Consider the following 20,684-nt stretch of genomic DNA (forward strand, 5'->3'; position numbering starts at 1 on the left):
ATTGACAAATATCACTACTATTTTTTGAATTTAACTTTTGTGTGTAATTAAAGCTACCTAAAGCTCAATCAACATTTAAAATTATGTGTGGAATCGTAGGTTACGTAGGGCATAGAAATGCCTCAGAAGTTCTTATTAAAGGATTACAAAGACTTGAATATAGAGGGTATGATAGTGCTGGTATAGCACTGATTAAAGAAGGGTTACATGTATTCAAGAAACAAGGGAAAGTTGCAGAACTTCAGAAAATTATAGAAGGTAAAGATACAACTGCAACAATTGGTATCGGTCATACCCGTTGGGCCACACATGGAGGACCAAGTGATGGAAATGCTCACCCTCATTATTCTTCAGACAAAAAGCTGGCAATGGTGCATAATGGCATCATTGAAAATTATGATGTTCTGAAAAAAGAGTTAATAGCAAAAGGGCATACTTTTGAGAGTGAGACTGATACAGAAGTGTTTTTGCACTTTATTGAGCAGATTCAGAAAGACAATAACATTGCTTTGGAAGAGGCTGTGCGTATTGCTCTCAATGAAGTAATTGGAGCATATGCAATTGTGATCGTATCCGAAGATGCACCAGATCAGTTAATCGCAGCAAGAAAGGGCAGCCCATTGGTAATTGGCATTGGGGAAAACAAATCAGAATATTTCTTAGCTTCTGATGCAACTCCAATCGTTGAGTATACAAAAGATGTCGTTTACATCAATGATGAGGAAGTTGCAGTTATCAGAGGTGGTGAAATGAAGATCACTGATATCAAGAATGTGGAAAAGACTCCTTATATCCAAACTCTGGAAATGGAGCTGGAAGCAATTGAGAAAGGTGGTTATGACCATTTCATGATGAAAGAGATCATGGAGCAACCAAGATCAGTTGCAGATTGCCTAAGAGGTCGTGTGATTGCCGATCAGATGCACGTTAAACTGGGTGGTATTCGTCATAAGATGAAAGATCTGATGAACGCTAACAGGATTATCATTGCAGCTTGTGGTACTTCATGGCATGCAGGCCTTGTGGCTGAATATATCATTGAGGAGTTTACTCGTATCCCAGTAGAGGTAGAATATGCGTCTGAGTTTCGCTACAGAAATCCTATCATTAGAGAGGATGATGTACTGATTGCTATTTCTCAGTCAGGTGAAACAGCTGATACTTTGGCTGCTATCGAACTGGCTAAATCAAAAGGTGCAACTATACTAGGTGTTTGTAACGTTGTAGGTTCTTCAATTGCCCGTTCTTCGGATGAGGGAGCTTATACGCATGCAGGACCTGAGATCGGTGTGGCAAGTACCAAAGCCTTTACTGCTCAGCTGACTGTACTGACAACGATGGCCTTGATGATTGCAAAAGAGAAGCAAACATTGCCTGAGGAAACTTTGCACAAGCTTTTGGTTGACCTTGAAAGTATTCCTGAGAAAATTGCTGAGGCGTTGAAATGTGAGGAAGAAATCAAAAAGATTTCAGAAATGTACAAGGATGCTCAGAACTTCCTGTATCTGGGACGTGGTTATAACTTCCCTGTTGCATTGGAAGGAGCACTAAAGCTGAAAGAAATTTCATATATCCACGCAGAAGGTTACCCTGCTGCTGAAATGAAACACGGACCAATTGCACTGATTGATGAGGAAATGCCTGTTGCGTTTATCGCTACAAAAGACAGCTCTTACGAGAAGATTGTTTCCAACATTCAAGAGGTGAAAGCAAGAAAAGGTAAAGTGATCGCAATTGTAACTAAAGGTGATACATTGATCCCTTCTATGGTCGATCATGCCATTGAAGTTCCTGATGTACATGAAGCGCTGATGCCAATGGTTTCTGTAATTCCATTGCAGTTACTATCGTACTATATTGCTGTATTGAGAGGTTGTGATGTGGATCAGCCACGTAACTTGGCTAAGTCCGTAACAGTAGAATAATTAATTTTTACTGTTTAGTTTGCCAATAACGATACGGGTTTTAGACTAAAATATACAATTATGCACAGTGGGTTTGGGCTCGCTGTGCATTTTTGTTTCTATATAATATTATCTGGATTTTATCTTTTTCAGATATTTTTTTTCTATTTAAAAAGTTAAAAATTCTTACTTTAAAATTTGATGTCGCTCCTTCTCCATTTTTACAGTGAAGTCAAAAGACATAATCGATGCCTATATTTTAAAACCAACTACAAGGACATCATCTACTTGTTCATTGGTTCCTTTCCAGTTATGAAACTCATTATAGATATAAGTATTTATCACGATTAACAATCTATGTATTAACAAGTCTTCTCCTTCGAGATCTGAAGTTATGTAAACCCGCTCCAATTTTCATCACTCTATCTAATGCCCCTTCTCTTCTTAGCCTGAAAATATCCTTGAGGATTCTGAGCCTTTTAATCCCGCAGATAGCATGCTCAACACGAACCCTTATACTTGCCAGCTTTCTATTCGCCTCTTTCATAAAATCAGGTAGCTCAATCCCTTTGTGTTTTTTGATAGGCACAATGAATGTAACATTATCAAGATCAATGCCCTTGAAGGCTAAGTCCCCCAGTAGCTTGATACCTTTTTTAGGAAAGGCAAACTGTTGTTGATCAAAAAGCTTTTTATCATGAATACTACCTGCTACAGTCTCAGAAAGATAGAGCACTTGCTTACCCTCTTTGTCGGTGATGACAAGGTTCTTGGTAGTATGTCTCTTCTTCTTTCCACTGTAGTTCATCTTTTGCTTTTCCGAGTCCTTTGGACGCTGTATGAGGCGTTCTACTCCATCCACTAAGAATACTTCACTCCAGTAAGGCTTAAGTTTTTTTCGAAACTCTTCCATTACATTGGCAGGTAGCTCTCCTACATAATTTAATGTTTGTAGTAAGCAGTTTCCCAGGAAATATAGCCATTCACTTACCTTACTTTGACTGATATTGAAATACAATCCTAGTGATTCTTGCGTGGGATTCTCCTTCAAGCTATATAGAATAAAAAAGAGTTTAGTCTCTATCCCTTGGAGACTGCTGTTACGGTAATCATCCAGCTTCTTCAAAGGCTTCCTGCGAGGCCTCCCTTTCATGGTATACTGCTGTAAGGCTTCAACATAAACATATGAGAAAATTCCTTCCAATTCTCTCAACTCTTCCTTGGTCAAGGACGTTAAACTCTGTAGGCGACGGGCACTTATGGATTTAGGTTTCACAACTAAATGAGTGCTTTGTCGCCTTCTTTTGTTCCTAATTCACAACTTTTTGTTAATCGTGATAATGTCTATAATTTCCCTGTTTATCCATTGAAAATTTAGGCTAGTGTAGGGAAAGTTTGATAAAGTCTGTCTATACTTTGTTTTTTGACCTACTTTATCTACCTCTAAAAACAAGCAGATAAATCGTTTTGTTCAAAAGTGTTAACCAAACAGACGCTTGCAGAAATACTGGAGTGTTGTTCAAAAGCAAGGTAGTCTTCAAACTTACCAAGTATCATGTTTGATAAAAAAGGGAGTGAATAATGTTGTTGGTATTGTGCTAGTGTTGATATTTATTTTGCAAATCTTGGTAAAAGAAATTCATTTTCAGGGAATAAAAATGTATTATTGAGGGCTAAGCGCTTCCTAAATAGCTTAAAATAAGGTGTGCCAATTCAAAAAGTATTCATTTAATGATAATTGATAGCTACTTGAACTTAGGGTTAGTAATGGGCAGTATTTTATCATTTTTACTGTCAATGTATTTGTTACTTTATCCGAGTAGATTTTTCCCCAATAAGATTCTTGGGGTCTTGGTACTCTCTTGGGCTATCACAGTATTTGCATTTATAGTGCAGTCACCTACTTTTTTTGAAGCATATCCTCATATGTATGCCTCCCTGGATGCATTTACATTGTCATTCTTTCCCTTAATGTATTTGTATATAAGGTTTTATTTGTACAAAGACCTTAAAGTGACAGGGAAGTTGCTTTTACATTTTGCTCCAATAATCCTATATGTACTCATATTTTCACCAGTGCTGACTTTAAGTGGCGAGGAAAAAATACAGATGCTAAGGAATGGCTTTCCGTCATGGTTTTACACATTTCAGTCCATATTCAACCTGTTGATCATCGTACAAGGAGTGTTCTACTCCATCTTTTCACTTCGGACGATACACCACTTTCAGTATTTCAGGAAGAGACGACTTTCTGACTTTCAGTTGAGTTCTTTAAAATGGTTAAGGTTATTTGTGATCATCAATATTTTCTTATGGCTTTCTGGTACCACAGGGGCTATTTTAGAGATACTTGGCATTGATATTTTTATTGACTTGTTCGAAGTTTTTTACTTCGGACTAACAGTGCTTACCCTTGTTTTAGGTGTATTCACAATACAAAGACCTGAGCTTTTTTCTGAAAAGGAGGATGTCAGGAGTGTTGTATTTGAGCCTGTACCGCTCAAAACACCAGAGCCTGTGATAGAAAAGTTGGTTAAAGAAGAAGTGGAGATTAGTCTAAAGGAAGAAAAACCGGAAAGTAATAAGCAGGATTACTCAATTTTAGCAACCTATATAGAGAACGAGAAGCCATATCTAAAGAATGATCTGAAGATGCAGGATTTAGTGGATGCTACTGGCTTGTCCTATAAACGAATTTCAGAGTTGCTGAATAATGATTTTAAAAGCTCTTTTTATGATGTTATGAATGAATATCGTCTAAAAGAGTCTATCAGGCTGATGAAAGCTAATTTTCATATTCAGCATACACTCACTCATTTGGCAGAAAAGGCAGGGTTCAATTCCAAGACCACATTCAACAGAATTTTCAAGAAGCATACCGGGCAAACACCAACTGAATATATCCAGTCCCTGGAGTTGTGTGAGTAATCATTTTATAGGTTAGCTATTTTTCCAAAATTTTTAGCTAGGTAAGGCAACCCTTTCTTCATTTCGTTGTGTCCCTTCATTTGAACACTCTTCTAATATCCCAACTCACTTATTTCTGAGAAATTCAACGTACTCCTATATCTCCAATGTATTTGTGTAATTAACACAGATCACTCGCCATGCATTTGCCATAGGGAAATAACATTGAATTGATTTTGGGATAAGGTTTAGAGGGGAATCATGATCAATTTATCTCATTCATTGGTATATGGTTTATTTTATGTAATGTACACTTAATCAGGGTTTTAATTGTGTGTTTTATTGAATGAAACTGTGCCATTGCATGCATTGATACATGCTTTCCTTGAGTGGTTCTCTCTTGTGCATGTTGAGTTCATAGTTTCGTAACTCACTGTTACTTTTAATTACTTTAATTTTTTCAATTTATGAGACTAAAGAAACTTAGTTTACTATCAATGCTGGTGATGAGTACAATGACAGCGTGTATGCAAGATGAGTTTGATAACCTTCAAGATCAGGTGAACGACTTGAATGAACAGGTAACGGACTTAAATGGTAAAGTTGGTGAGTTGGAGGAAATGCAACAACAGGCTTTGATGCAGGCAATTGCAGAGCTTCAGTCATCATTGGACTCAATGAGTTCATCAAATGCTGAGAAGTACAATGGGCTACTGGAAAACCTTAAGCTGATTGAAGATGAAGTGGCGAACAACGAGGCAGCAGTTTACTATGGAAACCTATTGAAAGACGAAGACTTTGATGCTTTTATGGCACAAGGTGCTACCATCCTGACAGGTAAGGTTACCTTATCCTCTCAAAGTCAGGTTGAAGCTTTGGTAAATGCAAAAATGATCGGTGGTAGCCTAACGATCAAAGGAGAAGTAGGAAATGTAATGCTCCCTAATTTGGAGAACATTGGGGAAGATCTGATGATTCAAGAAGTGTCAGGTGAGACATCTATTCAGTTCGAAAAATTATCTACTGTAGGAGGGGCATTCTATGTCGTAGAAAATCCTGGCCTGACAGAAGTACTGGCAAATGGTATTGCTGTGATCAATCATGAACTTTACGTTGAAGCTAACAACGTACTGACTACACTTTCGCTTTCCACTTTGGATAAGGTACAAAATATCTATATCAATGAATATTGGGCAGCGGATCCTAATTATTATGGTTTTGGTGCATTGGCTAACCTGAACTTGTCAGGAACTGATGTATCAAGCGATGTTTACATTTCCTATTTGGCTAGGGAAGCTGGTACCTTGTCACTTGGTAAAATCGGAGGTTCATTTACTTGTATCTACACAGGTTTAAGCTCAATTGAGATTAGTGGTGATATGGTAAATGGCGATTTTATTGTGGAAAATAATATCGTATTGTCTTCGATCGTGGCGGATAACCTGAAACATGTAGAAGGTCAACTGTCAATTGGACATAATGACAATGGGATAGTCTGGGATGCAATAGAGAAAACAGGGTTGGAAACAATGCCGGCTTTCAGCAAACTGGAATATATTGGAGGTGATGTATCGATACAATTCAATGGTGCCATGACCACAATGGATGCATTCAACAATGTAACTGAGGTTAAGGGAGATAATATTTATATCGGATTCAATGGTTTGACTGAGTTTATCAATGTCTTCAATACTCTGGAGCAAACTGGTGCAAGCCAATATTCAAACGCCAGTATCACAGTAGATGAAAAAACAAACTGGTTTACAGGTTTTAATGCTTTAACTGAAGCGCTGCATATAAACGTTTCGATCTCCAAGCCATCAGAAGATACTGGAGGTGGTATCAGTGCATTCTCTACAGTATCTGATATTGCTAAGTTGGAAGGCTTTAATAACATAACAGCAGTTTCAACTTTGAGATTGAATTTGACAGAGGTGACGGACTTCAATGCTTTTGCTGCATTGGAGAATTTCAAAAACTTCCAGACCTATTTGTATGTGTATTTACCTTCCGATACCAATGTAGGGCTTTGTGCCATGGAGCCTATCCTGGCAAAAGTCAAGAACGGTGATTTTGATATCAGCTATAACCCTAACAGAAAGGCTGTATTTTATGATAACGCCACATATTCAGAAGTGGATAGAGATACTGCAATCGATCGATTGACATACCCTTGTAATCAAAACTAGCAGTGAGATATAGAGGTCGCTCATAAAATATTACGTGTGAGGTAGTAGAGTGGCCTCTAGCTCATTTTTTAAAAACTGAGCCTGTATGTAGCATATCTACAATTGGTACTAGCGGTTACTCAATCAGGGTAATATCTTCTATATAAAGCATTTAAATAAACTCCAATGAAAAAATTAATTGGATTAGTTCTTTTGAACTTCCTTTTTTTAAACTCATTACTTGCTCAGGAAGTTCGAGTTGAAGGGCATGTACATGATCAGAGTGGTGTAACATTGCCTGGTGTAAATATAACAGTAACAGGATCAGAGAAAGGAACGGTTTCTAATATTGAAGGCTACTATTCAATTATAGTTCCCAGTGACACCTCAAGCCTTATATTTTCATTTATTGGAATGCAAACCATAGTGGAAAATGTAAATGGGCGCTCGAAAGTTAATGTTATAATGAAGGATGCTTCCCAAGAGTTGGAGTCAGTAATTGTCGTGGCTTATGGTACTTCCACTAAAGAAGCTTTTACAGGTGCTGCAGAAGTCTTGGATGAGAAACTGATTGAAAACAGGCCTGTCACATCCTTTGAAAAAGCTTTGCAAGGTACAACTGCCGGCCTGATGGTGACAAGTGGTTCAGGACAACCGGGGGCAAGTGCAACGGTTAGGGTTAGAGGCGTGGGATCGCTTAGTGCAAACAGCGCACCCCTGTATGTATTGGATGGAATTCCAATGGCAGGGTCTATCTCTGACTTGAACCCGAATGACATTGAAGGGATTACAGTACTGAAGGATGCGGCTGCGGCTTCACTGTACGGTTCAAGAGCGGCAAATGGTGTAATCCTGATTACCACCAAGCAAGGTAAGTCTGGTAATACTCGAATTTCAGTTAACAGCCAGTTAGGGGTTTCTCAGCGTATCTCTGATGGTTATGCGCTAATGAATTCAACACAAATCTATGAGCATACATGGTTAGGTTTATACAATCAGGCATTGCTGAATGGGAAGAGCACTGATGAGGCAAAAAATCTTGCTCATAAAAATGTGGAAAGCATTGTAGGTTTCAATCCTTTCGGTGTTGATGCACCTTTGGACAATAATGGCAAGCTGATTCCAGGCACGCTCGTAAATACGGATACAGATTGGAGAGACCTGGTTTACAATACAGGCATCATTCAGAACCATAACCTTAACATCATGGGAGGTTCAGATGTGACTAAAGTATTCTTCTCCTTGGGCTATTATGATGATAGTGGTACGACATTGAATTCCAATTTTCAGCGATATACCAGTAAAGTAAACGTAACCCATAAGATCAATAACTTCCTGACTGCCGGTATCAATACACACTTGTCGTATTCAAAAACCAATGCTCCTCCGAGTGGTACAGAAGGAGCCAACCCAGTTCGTGCTGCAGAAATCATCAATGCTGCTTCTCCTGTTTACAATGCTGATGGTAGCTATAATTGGGACAACAAGGCTGTATTTGATTTCAACCCAATTGGTTTGGCAGAGATGGACAAATACCGTTATGAGACAAAAAGAGGGATTGTCAATTCATATCTGAATGTAGCCATTACACCATCGCTTTCTTTCAGGACTTCAGCTGGTATTGACAACAGCAATGACAAGGGATTGAATTATTATAACCCTGAGCATGGAAACGGTGCAGGCGTAAATGGTAGAACGACCATGTCACAGTCAGAGAACCTTGCCTGGAATATTTCAAATATCCTTTCCTATAACATAGAGAACGATTACTCTAACTTGGAGCTTTTGGTAGGCCAAGAAGCAATAGGTGAAGACTACTCCTTGATTTCGGCAGGTGTAACGGGATTTTCTGTACCGGGTTATGAGGATATGGTATGGGGATCAAAGCCCGAATCACCAGCAAGTTTGACATCCTCATGGAACATGATTTCCTATCTGGGACAAGCAAAATATGATTACCAGAACCGTTATTTCCTGAGTGTAAGTATTCGTCGGGATGGTAGCTCCAGGTTTGGTCAAAACAATAAGTATGGTTTGTTCTACTCAGCAGGCGGTGGCTGGAGAGTTACGGAAGAGTCATGGATGCCACAAATGTCATGGTTGAACAACCTGAAATTCAGAGGAAGTTATGGTACTTCAGGAAACAACAGCATCGGAAACTATGCTTCTCTTGGCTTGTACGGTAGTGGAGCTAACTATGGGGGTTACTCAGGCATAACACCGGTGCAATTATCCAATGATGACTTGAGCTGGGAAAAGATCAGCAGCTTTAACATTGGGATGGAATCTCGCATTCTTAATCGTATAGACTTAACCGTTGAGTATTATCAGCGAAAGTCAGATGGGTTGTTGTTTTCTCGTCCACTATCAGCAGCAAAAGGATTTGGTTCTATTCTGACCAACCTTGGTGCGATGGTTAATACAGGGTATGAAGCTACACTCTCTTATGAAATGATCAGAAGGAAAAACTTGTCTAGCACAATTGGCTTGAACGTGTCTACCAATGCCAACAAAATCCTAAGTCTTTCAACAGATCAGATTGTTTCTGGAACCAAACTTCTGGAGGAAGGTAGCAGCATCTACCAGTTTTATATGAGGGAATGGGCAGGGGTAAACCCTGACAATGGTCAGCCAATGTGGTACGTTAATGCCGACTCGGATGATAAGGAAGGAGACAACTCGCAAGGGTCTGCATTTATGGATCCATTGGGTAGTGGACGTGAGGTGACAAGTGAATACAATGATGCTGAAAGAATAAGGTTGGGCACTTCCCTGCCAGACTTCTTTGGTGGTGTTAACTACAACCTGACATACAAGGGGCTTGAATTGAGCTGCTATTTCTACTTCAGCTATGGAGGAAAGATTTACAATCTGGACTACGCAAGCAACATGCATGATGGGACACAGCCAGGATATAATTTGGCAGCAGATGCCATCAATGCTTGGACTCCTAACAATAAGTATACAGATGTGCCGAGGTATGTAGTCAATGGTACTGACAGAGGCAACGAAATGTCATCCCGTTTCTTGGAAGATGCTTCTTACGTGCGATTGAAGAATATAACGCTGGCTTATAACCTGTCTGAGACACAAAGTGAAAAGCTACACCTGAAGGGGTTGAGAGTGTTTGTATCTGGTGAAAACCTTTGGACACTGACCAACTTCAAGGGCTTTGACCCTGAAGGCGTAATTAATGGTACTACTAACAACACAGTCCCTGGTGTGAAAGTAATTACTGGTGGATTAAAACTAGACTTATAATCAACAATGAAAGCATTATCATTAATTAAAAACATTTTTACCCTATCCCTATTGCTGTTGTTTATGACAGCATGTAATGAGGACTTTCTGGAATTGGAACCAACCGATTCTATCTCAGAAGGAAAAGTGTTCGAATCGTACACAATTGCTGAGGCAGCACTGGTTGGCGCATATGACCAGCTGAGTAATCCTTCATTTGAGGGGCTTTATGTACCGATTATGGCTGATATAATTGGTGAAGATGTAATGATCAACGCTGTTGATAACTGGAATTGGTTTGTTCCGGTATATCAGATGAATGTATTGCCTAACTACACATATGTGAATTCCCCGTGGTGGGCAGGCTACAAACTGATCTATGATGTAAACAAGTTGATTAAAAATGTTCAGAAGATTCCTGATGCTACTGCCGATCAAAAGAATAGATTGGAGGGAGAAGCGAGAGCGCTGAGGGCTTTTGTCATGCTTAAGTTAGCTCAAATATACTCGCCAGCTTATTCCAAAGACAATACTGCACCGTCTATCCTGCTGGTCACAGATATATTGGAGGCTGATGACGATGATATCGGTCGATCTACACTGAAAGAGGTGTATGAGCAGATTGAAAATGATTTGCTGACTGCTATTAGCCTTTTGGAGGAAAAGAAAGACAAAGGGTTTGTGGACCAGCGTGCAGCGAAAGCGATGCTAGCAAGGACTTACCTTGATATGGAAAACTGGCAAAAGGCAAGGGATATGGCTAAAGAGGCTTATGAAGGGCTTGAGCTGATGTCAATTTCTGAAATGTATAGTGGTTTCAGTACACGTAACTCAGAGACGATTTTTACGATTGCCTATACACAGGAGGATAACAATGTTTACCTGTCTCTTCCTTCATTTTACTGGCCAGTTGGCGGTTATAGCTCCATGAGAGCCAATGATCAGTTTGTTGATTTATTTAACTATCAGGATGCCAGAGGTGGCTTTTTCCTTCAGCAAGATGATATCGATGCTGAAAGATTCCTAATCCTCAAGTTTGGTCACAATAATGTGGTGGGTAATGCTGAAAGAATCTCCATCAGGGCATCTGAAATGTACCTGATTGAGGCTGAGTGCGAGGCTGAACTGGGTAATTATACTGCCGCTCAAGAGGCGTTGTATCAAATACAGCAACGCTCATACCCTGGCGTACAGAAGAGTAAGGCAACGGATGAGCAACTGGTGAATGAAATTCTACTGGAGAGAAGAAAAGAATTGTTTGGCGAAGGGTTTAGGTGGAATGATATCAAAAGAAGGCAACAATCTTTTTCACGTGGAGGTGACCACTGGGTGACATTCAATTATAGCCCAGCTGATGCTGACTACTACCGTCTGACATTCCCGATTCCGCAATCAGAGATCGATGCCAATAAAATGATCGATCTAAATGACCAGAATGAGGGCTATTAATCAAGAAATAGAGCGTGATACACATGAAAAGATGTTATAAGCTACTTTACAGTATACTGATAGCACAAGTACTGCTATTGGGAAGCTGCAAAGACAATCAAGAACCAGTTTACCTGAATCCCAACGCCGGCCAGAGCTATATTGATATTGAGAATGAAGGCTATGTGGTAGAGCTGAATGCCGTACCTGTTGAGGACGGGCAACAAGGCACTTGGAAAATATATATAGGGAACAATGGCTCGTTTGAGGATATCCATAACCCAAGATCCAAGTTTTATGGGGAACCGGGAGAATCCTATCAGCTAGGTTGGGAAGTGAGCGAGAGAGGTGAATATGAAGCATCTGTCATCACAGTTTCCTTCAAGCCTTTGAACCCGATTATTTTATCCTCGATGAATGAGGAGACGTTACTGAATAACGTCTCCTGCCAGCTGGAAGCTGAGGCGCCAAGATTTGGTGCTACGGGGCATTGGGAAGTAATCAAAGGTGCTGATGGACGCGTGGAAAACCAGGATAACCCTATCGCTACTTTTATAGGAAAAGATGAAAGTAAATATACAGTTAGCTGGGTGTTGACTTACGGATCTAAGGAAGTCGCCACTGAAATGACATTCTATACTGACATACTGAAAGCCTATGCGGGTGAGGACCGTCTGGATATCAAAACTCCTAAAGAAAACACAGAAAAATATTTTACGCTGGAAGGTTACTTGCCGGCAGGGGCGAATGGGAAGTGGTCGATAATTGATGGAGTAGGAGCAAAGCTCTATAGTGAAAATAACCCTGCCTCCCTGTTTAAAGGCCTGCCTGATTCCGTGTATACCCTTACCTGGACAGTGAACCTTGATGAGTTCTCATCGGTCGATACCGTAAATGTTCGCTTTAGAGGAAAGTGGGGCGTATGGGTTGATGAGCGAGACCAACAGGCTTACCGTTTTACGGAGATCAATGGCCTTGAATGGATGTCTGACAATTTCAACCATGCCACCAACCCAGGTACTGGCTCCTTCTACTATGGACATGTAGAGAGGGGGGTAGTACAAGATGGAATTCCTCTTGAAACAGAAGAAGACAGAAAAAAATACGGTCGTTTGTACACCTATGAAACTGTCGTGAATGAAGCGCCTGAAGGCTGGAGGTTGCCTACAGGTGCTGAGTGGGAAGATTTAATCAACACAATGGGAGGACCATTTTACGCGAAAGAAAAACTTATTTCTGAGGGTGAATCAGGGGTTGATTTAGGGCTTTCCGGGTATTTGGAAATATCCAGTTCATCTGATCCTGCATACAGAAATGTGTTCAGAGGCCAGGATTATGAAGCGTTTTACTGGACCAGTGATTTTTCTGAATCCAATGGGTATGGTCTGGCGCTTTTCCTTTCTGCCAATAGTGAAGAAATGGGACCCGCAGTAATTCCATTTTATTACTACGCGCTTCCGGTAAGATATGTAAGGGAAGTACAATAGAGACTAATTCAAGAAGTAAGAAGCGTTTATACTATGAAGAAGACAATATTATTTTTGTGGCTCTCTTTGTGCTTTTTTGGAGGGCATACAATATTGGCACAGAATGGCCAGAATAATAGTTCTGGTGATTTCGTAAGTGGTAAGGTTCGTATCAAATTCAAGGAGGAGCATATAAAAAACACCACCAACTTTCGAGTTGCTGCTACTGAAAAAAACAGTAAGGTGGTAGGCCTTCAAAGTGTGGATAACGTGAGTAAGGAAATCGGTATTCACAACGTGAAAAGAGTGTTTCCTTTTTCTCCAAAATTTGAAGCCAAACACAGGAAATATGGATTGCATTTATGGTATGAGGTAGAGTTTGATACTACCGAGTCTCCTATGAATGTATTGAAGAAATATGAGAAGCTGGCTGAGATTGAAATCGTAAAACCTGTGTATCGAAAACATAGGATTGATGGGGAAAGAAAGCCTGTTGTCTTCACACCAACCAGCACTGAAGCCAAGATGATGTCAGCTGAAGAGGAGAATTTTAATGACCCGTTATTGCCGGATCAGTGGCATTATGGTAATGATGGCAGGGTTGGAGAAGCGGATTTTGATATTGATCTGCTGGAAGCTTGGCAAACAACCTCAGGTAGCTCAAATGTAATTGTATCGGTAGTGGATCAGGGGGTTGATGTTGAACATGAAGACCTTGCTGACAATATTTGGGTAAATACAGCCGAGTTGAATGGTAAAGAAGGGGTGGATGATGATGGTAATGGTTATATAGATGATTATTACGGATGGAACTTCAGCGTGGATGGCAGTATTACGCCTGGAGATCACGGTACACACGTAGCCGGAACGGTTGGTGCAGTAAGCAACAATGGTATTGGAGTAGCAGGTGTTGCAGGTGGTGATGGCAGTGGCAATGGCGTTAAGATCATGTCTTGTCAGGTTTTTGATACCCGAGTAAATGGAGGGTTGAACTTTGCAGAAGCCATCGTGTATGGCGCTGACAATGGTGCTGTCATTTCACAAAACTCGTGGGGGTATAATCTGGAAAATTACTATGAGCAAGAAGTACTGGATGCGATTAAGTACTTTATTGCGGAAGCAGGACAGTATGAAGGTAGCCCAATGAAGGGTGGTATCCTGTTTTTTGCGGCAGGAAATAATGCGGCTGAAGGCACCCGTTACCCAGGTGCTTTTGATGAAGTGATTGCGGTGACGGCAACAGGACCTTCAGGGTTTCCGGCGCCTTACACCAACTTTGGGGAATGGACAGATATAGCAGCTCCAGGCGGTGATATGACCAATTTTAGTGATGAAGGAGGAGTATTGAGTACCTTGCCGAATAATAAGTATGGCTATATGCAAGGGACGTCAATGGCTTGTCCGCATGCTTCAGGTGTAGCTGCTTTGATTGTTGCGAAGTTTGGTGGAGAAGACTTTACTTCAAGTGACTTAAGGCGAATCATGTTGAACTCTGTGGATCGCTTTATTTTTCAGCACGACAATAAGTACGGGAAGGGGTATTTAAATGCCGCAAAATCATTGATGGATGATGAGCGTATACCACCAGTAGCGATTACCGATTTGCGTGCTATCGAGGTGTTCCATAATGAGATCAGACTATCCTGGACGGTTCCCCAAGACCCAGATGGGACAGAGCCAAGTGAATATTACTTAGCGATTGGTGAATCGGAAATTACTGCCGAAAATTTTGACAATCAGATGTTGTTCCTGCTGGAAAATAACTTGGCTGCGGGTGAGGAGTTCCAACAGAATATCGGTGGTTTCCTAAAGGAGAAAGACTATTGGTTTGCCATCAAATCAGCTGACCAGTTTGAAAACACTTCCACTATTTCCAATATTCTGCATGTAAAGACTTCCAAGGAGCCACATTTTATGGAATCTACAAGAATTGTGGATCTCGAGATAGATGTCAATGAGAACCCTCTGGTTCAGTTTCCACTTTCATTCTCCAATATAGGGGAAGGCATCGTCTATTGGGAGACCTCCATCAGTAATGAAGACTATTACTTTGTTCCACAAGATGAGGTGGAAGTAAGCAGCAATGTATTGATGTATAAGTCTGCTGAATCATACGCTATTACGGCCAGTGAAGAAAATAACTTGGTAACCCATTCAGCTGTAAAAGCAATAAGTGAAGAGCTATTATCGGAAGCCTCGCTTTCAGTCAACAATTATTGGGAACATGATGATACGGAGTTTATATCAGGCTTATCTTATGAGAATGAGAACCCTCCTAGTTTTTTGGCTGGCTCTGGTGATCCAAACGCAGGGCTTATTTTTGCCACACGTTTCCATATTCCTTATGACTACTCGTTTAACCTGACACACTTGGAGGTGGGTTTAATTCCTGAAATCAATCACAAGCCAATTACTGTGGAAATCAAGAAGGGGTCCCGTAGACACCCAGTCGAAGCGCAAACAGTATATGTTCAGGAGTACTACCCAGACACTACCAATGTCATGAAGTACTACAGGATTCCGATCTATAGACCACAAAGGTTTGAGGATGATGAACACTTTTGGGTAGTGCTTCATTTCCCTAAGGAAATGGCTTATCCGTTGCTGACGCAGTTTGGTAATGAATATCCTTGGGAGACATTTATTCTCTCCAGAGATAATGGCAGAACATACGAAGAGGCTATTAATCTATTGGTAAGACCTGTCATCCCTATGTTGAGGGTGATGAGTACAGGGAATGATGGGTCTTATGTATTTTTAGATCCAAACAATGGCGAAATCCATGCAGGAGACTCCAATCATGTTACAGGCTTGATTGATGCGAAAAACCTGACAAATGGTGACCATCTGGCTTCATTGGGGATTGTGACCAATGATATTCATAAGCCGATGATAAACATTGAGGTCAAGGTACGTGTGAAAGGTCAGCTTCCTGCAATGAATACGGGTCAAGTACAGGAGTTTAGTGCTTTTGTCAATAGAGAACAGGAATTGACATTAAAGCTGGAGAATAAAGGTTTGGGAGACCTGAATATTGAGGGATATTCCCTGAAAGTGGCGGGTTCATCTGAAGCGTTTGAAGATACCTTAACGGTAACTTCTTTGGGTGAAGGAGAGCTTACTTTTAAATACCAGCCTTTGGCTGCAGGAGTAGTCAATGAAAAAGTAGTATTGCAGACCAATATTGGTGAAGTGGTTTACCCTGTCAGAATCACAAGTATGGAAGAGCCTGTATTAGCCATGAGCCTTGTTGATTCAGTGTTGAACGTTGCTTATGGGAATACAGCTACATTTGATCTAACGCTTAAAAATGAAGGCAAGGCGGATCTTCATTATGATTTGAACCATTATAGTTTGGCCAATATCAACAACAGAAGACTTCCGGAAAAGTTGCAATATACCATTACCTCTTCAGATGAAATCGGTGGACCTGAAGCGGGGCAGTGGGAGGATATTTCTTCATTTGGCACTGAAATAAATGTGAATGGAGAAATAGTAAACTTCGATATGATGTTCCCTTACTTTGATGAGATGATCCAGTCAGTGGATGTGACTAACATTAGTAACATTAGAATCTATAGGGCGTTGGCGATGCTACCTTTGAGGCTGGAAGGTAAGGGGTTGAAATCAAATATGATCCGCTCGTATGATTTCGGGGATAGGTTTGTGATTTCATTCGATGCCCAAGCAAGAGGTGCTGGAAACTTTGGTACAGTAGGTATTGGCGGAGTTATGAAATATCAGATTGTACTGTTCCGTGATGGGGCGATAGAGTACAGGTATAAGGAATTGCCTGGTTTGGATGATTGGAGGTATGAATCCTCTCTGATTGGGATAGAGGAGACAGATAGCCTTATGTACCATACATATGACGATTCGACCAAATTGCTGCATGACGATCTGGTGGTAAGGTTTGAACCACAACCTACAGCAGTTTCCATGATCAGTGAAGCATCTGTATCGGAAGGGACAATCGTGGAGCATGACTCAACAACCATAAGACTTACTATTAACCCTGAAAAGTTCAGACAGCCTGCCGGTACTTATGAGCTTCATGTGGTGGTTTCAAGTAATACGTTTGAGGGAGTAAGTACCTTGCCATTCAAGGTGGTGGTAACTGGAACCCATGATATAGAAGAGCTGGATTCCGTAATCTTTAAGGAGCCGAAACAGTTAGGGATATCGCAAAAGGCGTATGCTAACATCGTGAACAAAGGTTCGGAAAAGGTTAAGGTTACAGCTGTTGAGACTGGACATCCGGATTTCCAATTCAATGGTACATTGCCACTAGTGATTAATGCAATGGCTAAAAATCAGTTGCCGATTGATTTTAACCCTAGCTTGGCAAACAGAATAACTTCTGAACTGACCCTTACTTTTGAAAATGGAGAAGTAAGGTATGCTGTAATTGAAGCTGAAGGGTTACCGGCACCTTCATTTACCCATACAATTCCTTCATTAGTATCGTTTAACCTAGTAGGTGGAGAAACAACAAATATTCCATTTACGGTAAGCAGTACAGCAGATGATACAGGCTTGGCTTATACTTTTATAAATGATGTACATAGTTATGTTGCGGGCAGTGTAGACAGGGCAATTGGCACGCATACTGAGCAGGTAACAGATAACTATGGGTATACCTGGAAGGCGAGTGATTCCTTGGACAACTTCCACAGGTGGGAGGATATCTCAGCAGAGGCTGAACTTTTGAATATTCCGGATGAGGAAATGTTGGGGATTCCACTTCCTTTTGACTTCCCTTTTTATGGTAGCTATTATGACAGTATCTGGGTAACAGATAGAGGTTTCATTACGGTGATTGAACCTGAACAAGGTGGACTGCCTAACCGAAATGTATATGGTTTTAATAAAGGTGATGGGTTTAGAGGAATGATCGCATCATTCTGGGCGACCATGAGACCGGGCCTTCCGAATGAAGGGGTTCAATTCAAGCAGGAAGCAGACCGTATTATCCTGCAATGGAAAAACTTTGTGGCAGAGGAAAATGCTGGTTCAGATCCTGGTGTTGTGACGTTCCAATTGGAGCTGGTAAAAGATGGTTCTATCTATTTCCATTACAAGGATGTCGAGAGTTGGGGCTCATTGCTTAATTATGGCTTGGAAAGTCCAGATGAATCGGAGGTTTTTGAAGACTTGAATTCACTCATCGTGAGTTGGGCTAAATTTAAGAATGAGTCTACTGTTATGATAGTACCTCCATTGACAGGTAGTTTGAATAGACAGGAAACGGCTACATTCGACCTTATGCTTTCGGCTGCAGATATCTATTACCCAGGTATATACTTGGATACTTTGGTACTTAGGACAAATAGTGAAAAGCAACCAGAGGTAATGATTCCTGTTGAGTTGAATGTAACAGGAAGCCCGAAAGTGACAGTTACCGATTCTTTGAACTGGGAAGAGGTGATCTATCAGCCAAACCTGATTTTGCGTAAGAAACTGACATTTATCAATAAGGGGTATGCAACAGCCACTTTGACAAAAGCGCTTATTTCAGGATTGGACAAAGCGGAGTTGTTTGATGAGTCAGGGAATAAGGTGATTGTAAATACTGTGGGTATGCTGTTGTCACCTATCGAGCTGAAACCATGGGATGCTAGAGAACTGGAAGTGAAATTCAATGTTCCATTGAAGCAGAATGTAGTAGGAAAGCTAACCTTTGAAGGGAACTTTACCGCAGTTACCACAAATGTCTCAGCAGAAATAGTAGACTCTCCGGCATTCTCCTGGACTGCAACTGATCAGACTTTCTCTTTGAATAACGAGACTAAGGAACAGTATGTATTTTCCATTGAGAATAAAGGAACATCTAAATTAAAATACGATGTCTATCCTGCGGTCACACCTGCTGAGAAGTCTGATAATGGAGACGTGATTATAGACAAGATTGGTAATTTTATTTTGGATAAGCCTGTTACAGTTGACTCCGTTGCTTTGGAACATAAGGAGGTAGCAGATGGTATTTTCTCACCATTTATAGAGGGAACAAACTATCTTTTTGCTAACAAGTTCACGGCCCCTGCAGGTGGCTTTAATATGACCCATTTCAAATTGTATACTGCTTTGGATGCTATAAAACAGTATTTGAATGTCATGGTATACATAGGCGGGGAGATGCCCCAAGATGGGACAAAGGTTTATGAGCAAAAGTTTGTAATCGATCAGGCTGTAAACGGCAACTGGATATACTTCCCATTGGAAAGAGCTGTGGAAATACCTGAAGGTGAAAACTTCTACGTGATGATCACATACCCGGAATCAAGAACAAATACTTATGCAGGTTTTGAGACAACGAACGATGAGGAAATAATACGGAAAAGTTTCACTGGTCTATATCGTCAGGATGAAAATCATTATTGGATAACTCACCAACCAAATGGTACTGAATGGATTTGGAAAATAAGACCAATTACAGCTGCTGGTGACAATACCTGGTTGGAACTGGATCAAAGGGCTGGTGAATTACTTGCTGGAGAAAAGGTGGATGTTACAATGACGGTTAATCCGTCTGGTTTGGAAGGGGGAACACACAGCGCGAAGATTCTCGTGAAGTCCAACGATATCAACCATCAGAAGGATGAAGTGAATGTAACACTGAATATGAACGGTGCTCCTAAGCTGATTTTCTATCCAAATATATATGAAGACACAATTAGGATTGCGGAAAATGAAGAGCGGGTGTTGAACTACCTTTTTGAAGAACTAGAAGGGGAGAGTATTAATATTTCACTTAAGGAATCAGCTCTGATGTTTGAGGCTAATCTGACACAATTGTCCAATACGACTGCACAGGTACACATCAAAACGGATTACGAAAGTGAAGGTGTGTATCAACTACCAGTTGAATTGACTGATGAAACAGGTAATGTTGTTCGGGATTCTATTCTGATTAAAGTGACGGATACCAATAGGGCGCCTGTATTTAATACAAAGTATGAAGTCATCACACTGAATTTGGCTGACCCTAACCAGTCTTATACGATTGACCCGAGTGATTTGTATACCGATTTGGATGGTGACGAATTGCAGCTCCTGGCAGGGAACTATACGCCTGAAATGGTAGATATGGCATTGGGAAGCTCATTCATTAGCTTACATCCTTTGACTGAAGGAACTGCACAGCTAGTGTTTGGTGCAGATGATGGCAAAGAAAATGGGTTTGTGGTCAATTTGGTTTACGTCGTTATCATCAACGATCCGGATGCAGTGCAAGGTGAGTTGGATGGTTTTGATAAGCCACGGATTTCGGACTTGAATGCAGAAGGAGGGGCGGTGATTTACCCTAATCCTATCACGGATAACCAAGCCTCTTTATACTACAACCTTGAACAGGACTCAAATGTGACCATTGATATTTTTGATTCGAATGGCCAGTTAATGAAGCAAATCCATTTGCCGAATGTAACTGCTGGAGAACATGTTCAGAGGTTAGGTTTTGAGGGGATAAGAAAAGGACTGTACCTATGCACGATTAAGGTGAATGGCACATTGTTTAGAACACGAAAAGTTGTGGTATGGTAGATAGCAATTTAGTTTTAGCTCTGTCTTTA

At 40.7% G+C, this 20,684-nt stretch carries 8 protein-coding genes; 7 read left to right on the forward strand and 1 reads right to left on the reverse strand.

Annotated features, from left to right (window positions below):
* Positions 1 to 83: 83 nt before the first annotated feature.
* Positions 84 to 1,925 (forward strand): glutamine--fructose-6-phosphate transaminase (isomerizing), encoded by a 1,842-nt coding sequence (glmS, locus tag V6R21_RS13525; RefSeq protein WP_334244153.1) that lies wholly within the window; start codon positions 84 to 86, stop codon positions 1,923 to 1,925.
* A 334-nt stretch (positions 1,926 to 2,259) separates the two neighbouring features.
* On the opposite strand, the gene V6R21_RS13530 is transcribed toward glmS, so the two are convergent.
* Positions 2,260 to 3,180 carry a transposase family protein gene (locus V6R21_RS13530; RefSeq protein WP_334239830.1) on the reverse strand — a complete coding sequence of 307 codons (921 nt, stop codon included), beginning with the start codon at positions 3,178 to 3,180 and terminating at the stop codon, positions 2,260 to 2,262.
* Positions 3,181 to 3,980: 800 nt separating this feature from the next.
* On the opposite strand from V6R21_RS13530, the gene V6R21_RS13535 reads away from it, so the two are divergent.
* The 6 genes from V6R21_RS13535 (at position 3,981) to V6R21_RS13560 (ending at position 20,655) form a co-directional block, all read left to right on the forward strand.
* Complete coding sequence (locus V6R21_RS13535; RefSeq protein ID WP_334244154.1) at positions 3,981 to 4,832, forward strand: helix-turn-helix domain-containing protein; 852 nt, start codon at positions 3,981 to 3,983, stop codon at positions 4,830 to 4,832.
* Between the two features lie 446 nt (positions 4,833 to 5,278).
* Positions 5,279 to 7,000: a hypothetical protein gene (locus V6R21_RS13540; RefSeq protein WP_334244155.1), complete on the forward strand. Its 1,722-nt coding sequence runs from the start codon at positions 5,279 to 5,281 to the stop codon at positions 6,998 to 7,000.
* A gap of 165 nt (positions 7,001 to 7,165) precedes the next feature.
* The gene (locus V6R21_RS13545) at positions 7,166 to 10,240 is read left to right on the forward strand and encodes a SusC/RagA family TonB-linked outer membrane protein (RefSeq protein ID WP_334244156.1); all 3,075 of its coding nucleotides are present in this window, start codon (positions 7,166 to 7,168) and stop codon (positions 10,238 to 10,240) included.
* A gap of 6 nt (positions 10,241 to 10,246) precedes the next feature.
* Positions 10,247 to 11,668, forward strand: a complete 1,422-nt coding sequence (locus V6R21_RS13550) for a RagB/SusD family nutrient uptake outer membrane protein (RefSeq protein WP_334244157.1) — start codon at positions 10,247 to 10,249, stop codon at positions 11,666 to 11,668.
* Between the two features lie 23 nt (positions 11,669 to 11,691).
* On the forward strand, positions 11,692 to 13,134 hold the full coding sequence (locus tag V6R21_RS13555) for an FISUMP domain-containing protein (protein ID WP_334244158.1): 1,443 nt from the start codon (positions 11,692 to 11,694) through the stop codon (positions 13,132 to 13,134).
* A gap of 33 nt (positions 13,135 to 13,167) precedes the next feature.
* On the forward strand, positions 13,168 to 20,655 hold the full coding sequence (locus V6R21_RS13560; protein ID WP_334244159.1) for a S8 family serine peptidase: 7,488 nt from the start codon (positions 13,168 to 13,170) through the stop codon (positions 20,653 to 20,655).
* Positions 20,656 to 20,684: the final 29 nt, after the last annotated feature.

This window comes from Limibacter armeniacum (assembly GCF_036880985.1).
Taxonomy (GTDB): domain Bacteria; phylum Bacteroidota; class Bacteroidia; order Cytophagales; family Flammeovirgaceae; genus Limibacter; species Limibacter armeniacum.

Bases quoted from the DNA above. Each gene is read 5' to 3' on its own strand.
- glmS (WP_334244153.1), top strand. From the start codon at position 84: ATGTGTGGAATCGTAGGTTACGTAGGGCATAGAAATGCCTCAGAAGTT.
- V6R21_RS13540 (WP_334244155.1), top strand. From the start codon at position 5,279: ATGAGACTAAAGAAACTTAGTTTACTATCAATGCTGGTGATGAGTACA.
- V6R21_RS13545 (WP_334244156.1), top strand. From the start codon at position 7,166: ATGAAAAAATTAATTGGATTAGTTCTTTTGAACTTCCTTTTTTTAAAC.
- V6R21_RS13550 (WP_334244157.1), top strand. From the start codon at position 10,247: ATGAAAGCATTATCATTAATTAAAAACATTTTTACCCTATCCCTATTG.
- V6R21_RS13555 (WP_334244158.1), top strand. From the start codon at position 11,692: ATGAAAAGATGTTATAAGCTACTTTACAGTATACTGATAGCACAAGTA.
- V6R21_RS13560 (WP_334244159.1), top strand. From the start codon at position 13,168: ATGAAGAAGACAATATTATTTTTGTGGCTCTCTTTGTGCTTTTTTGGA.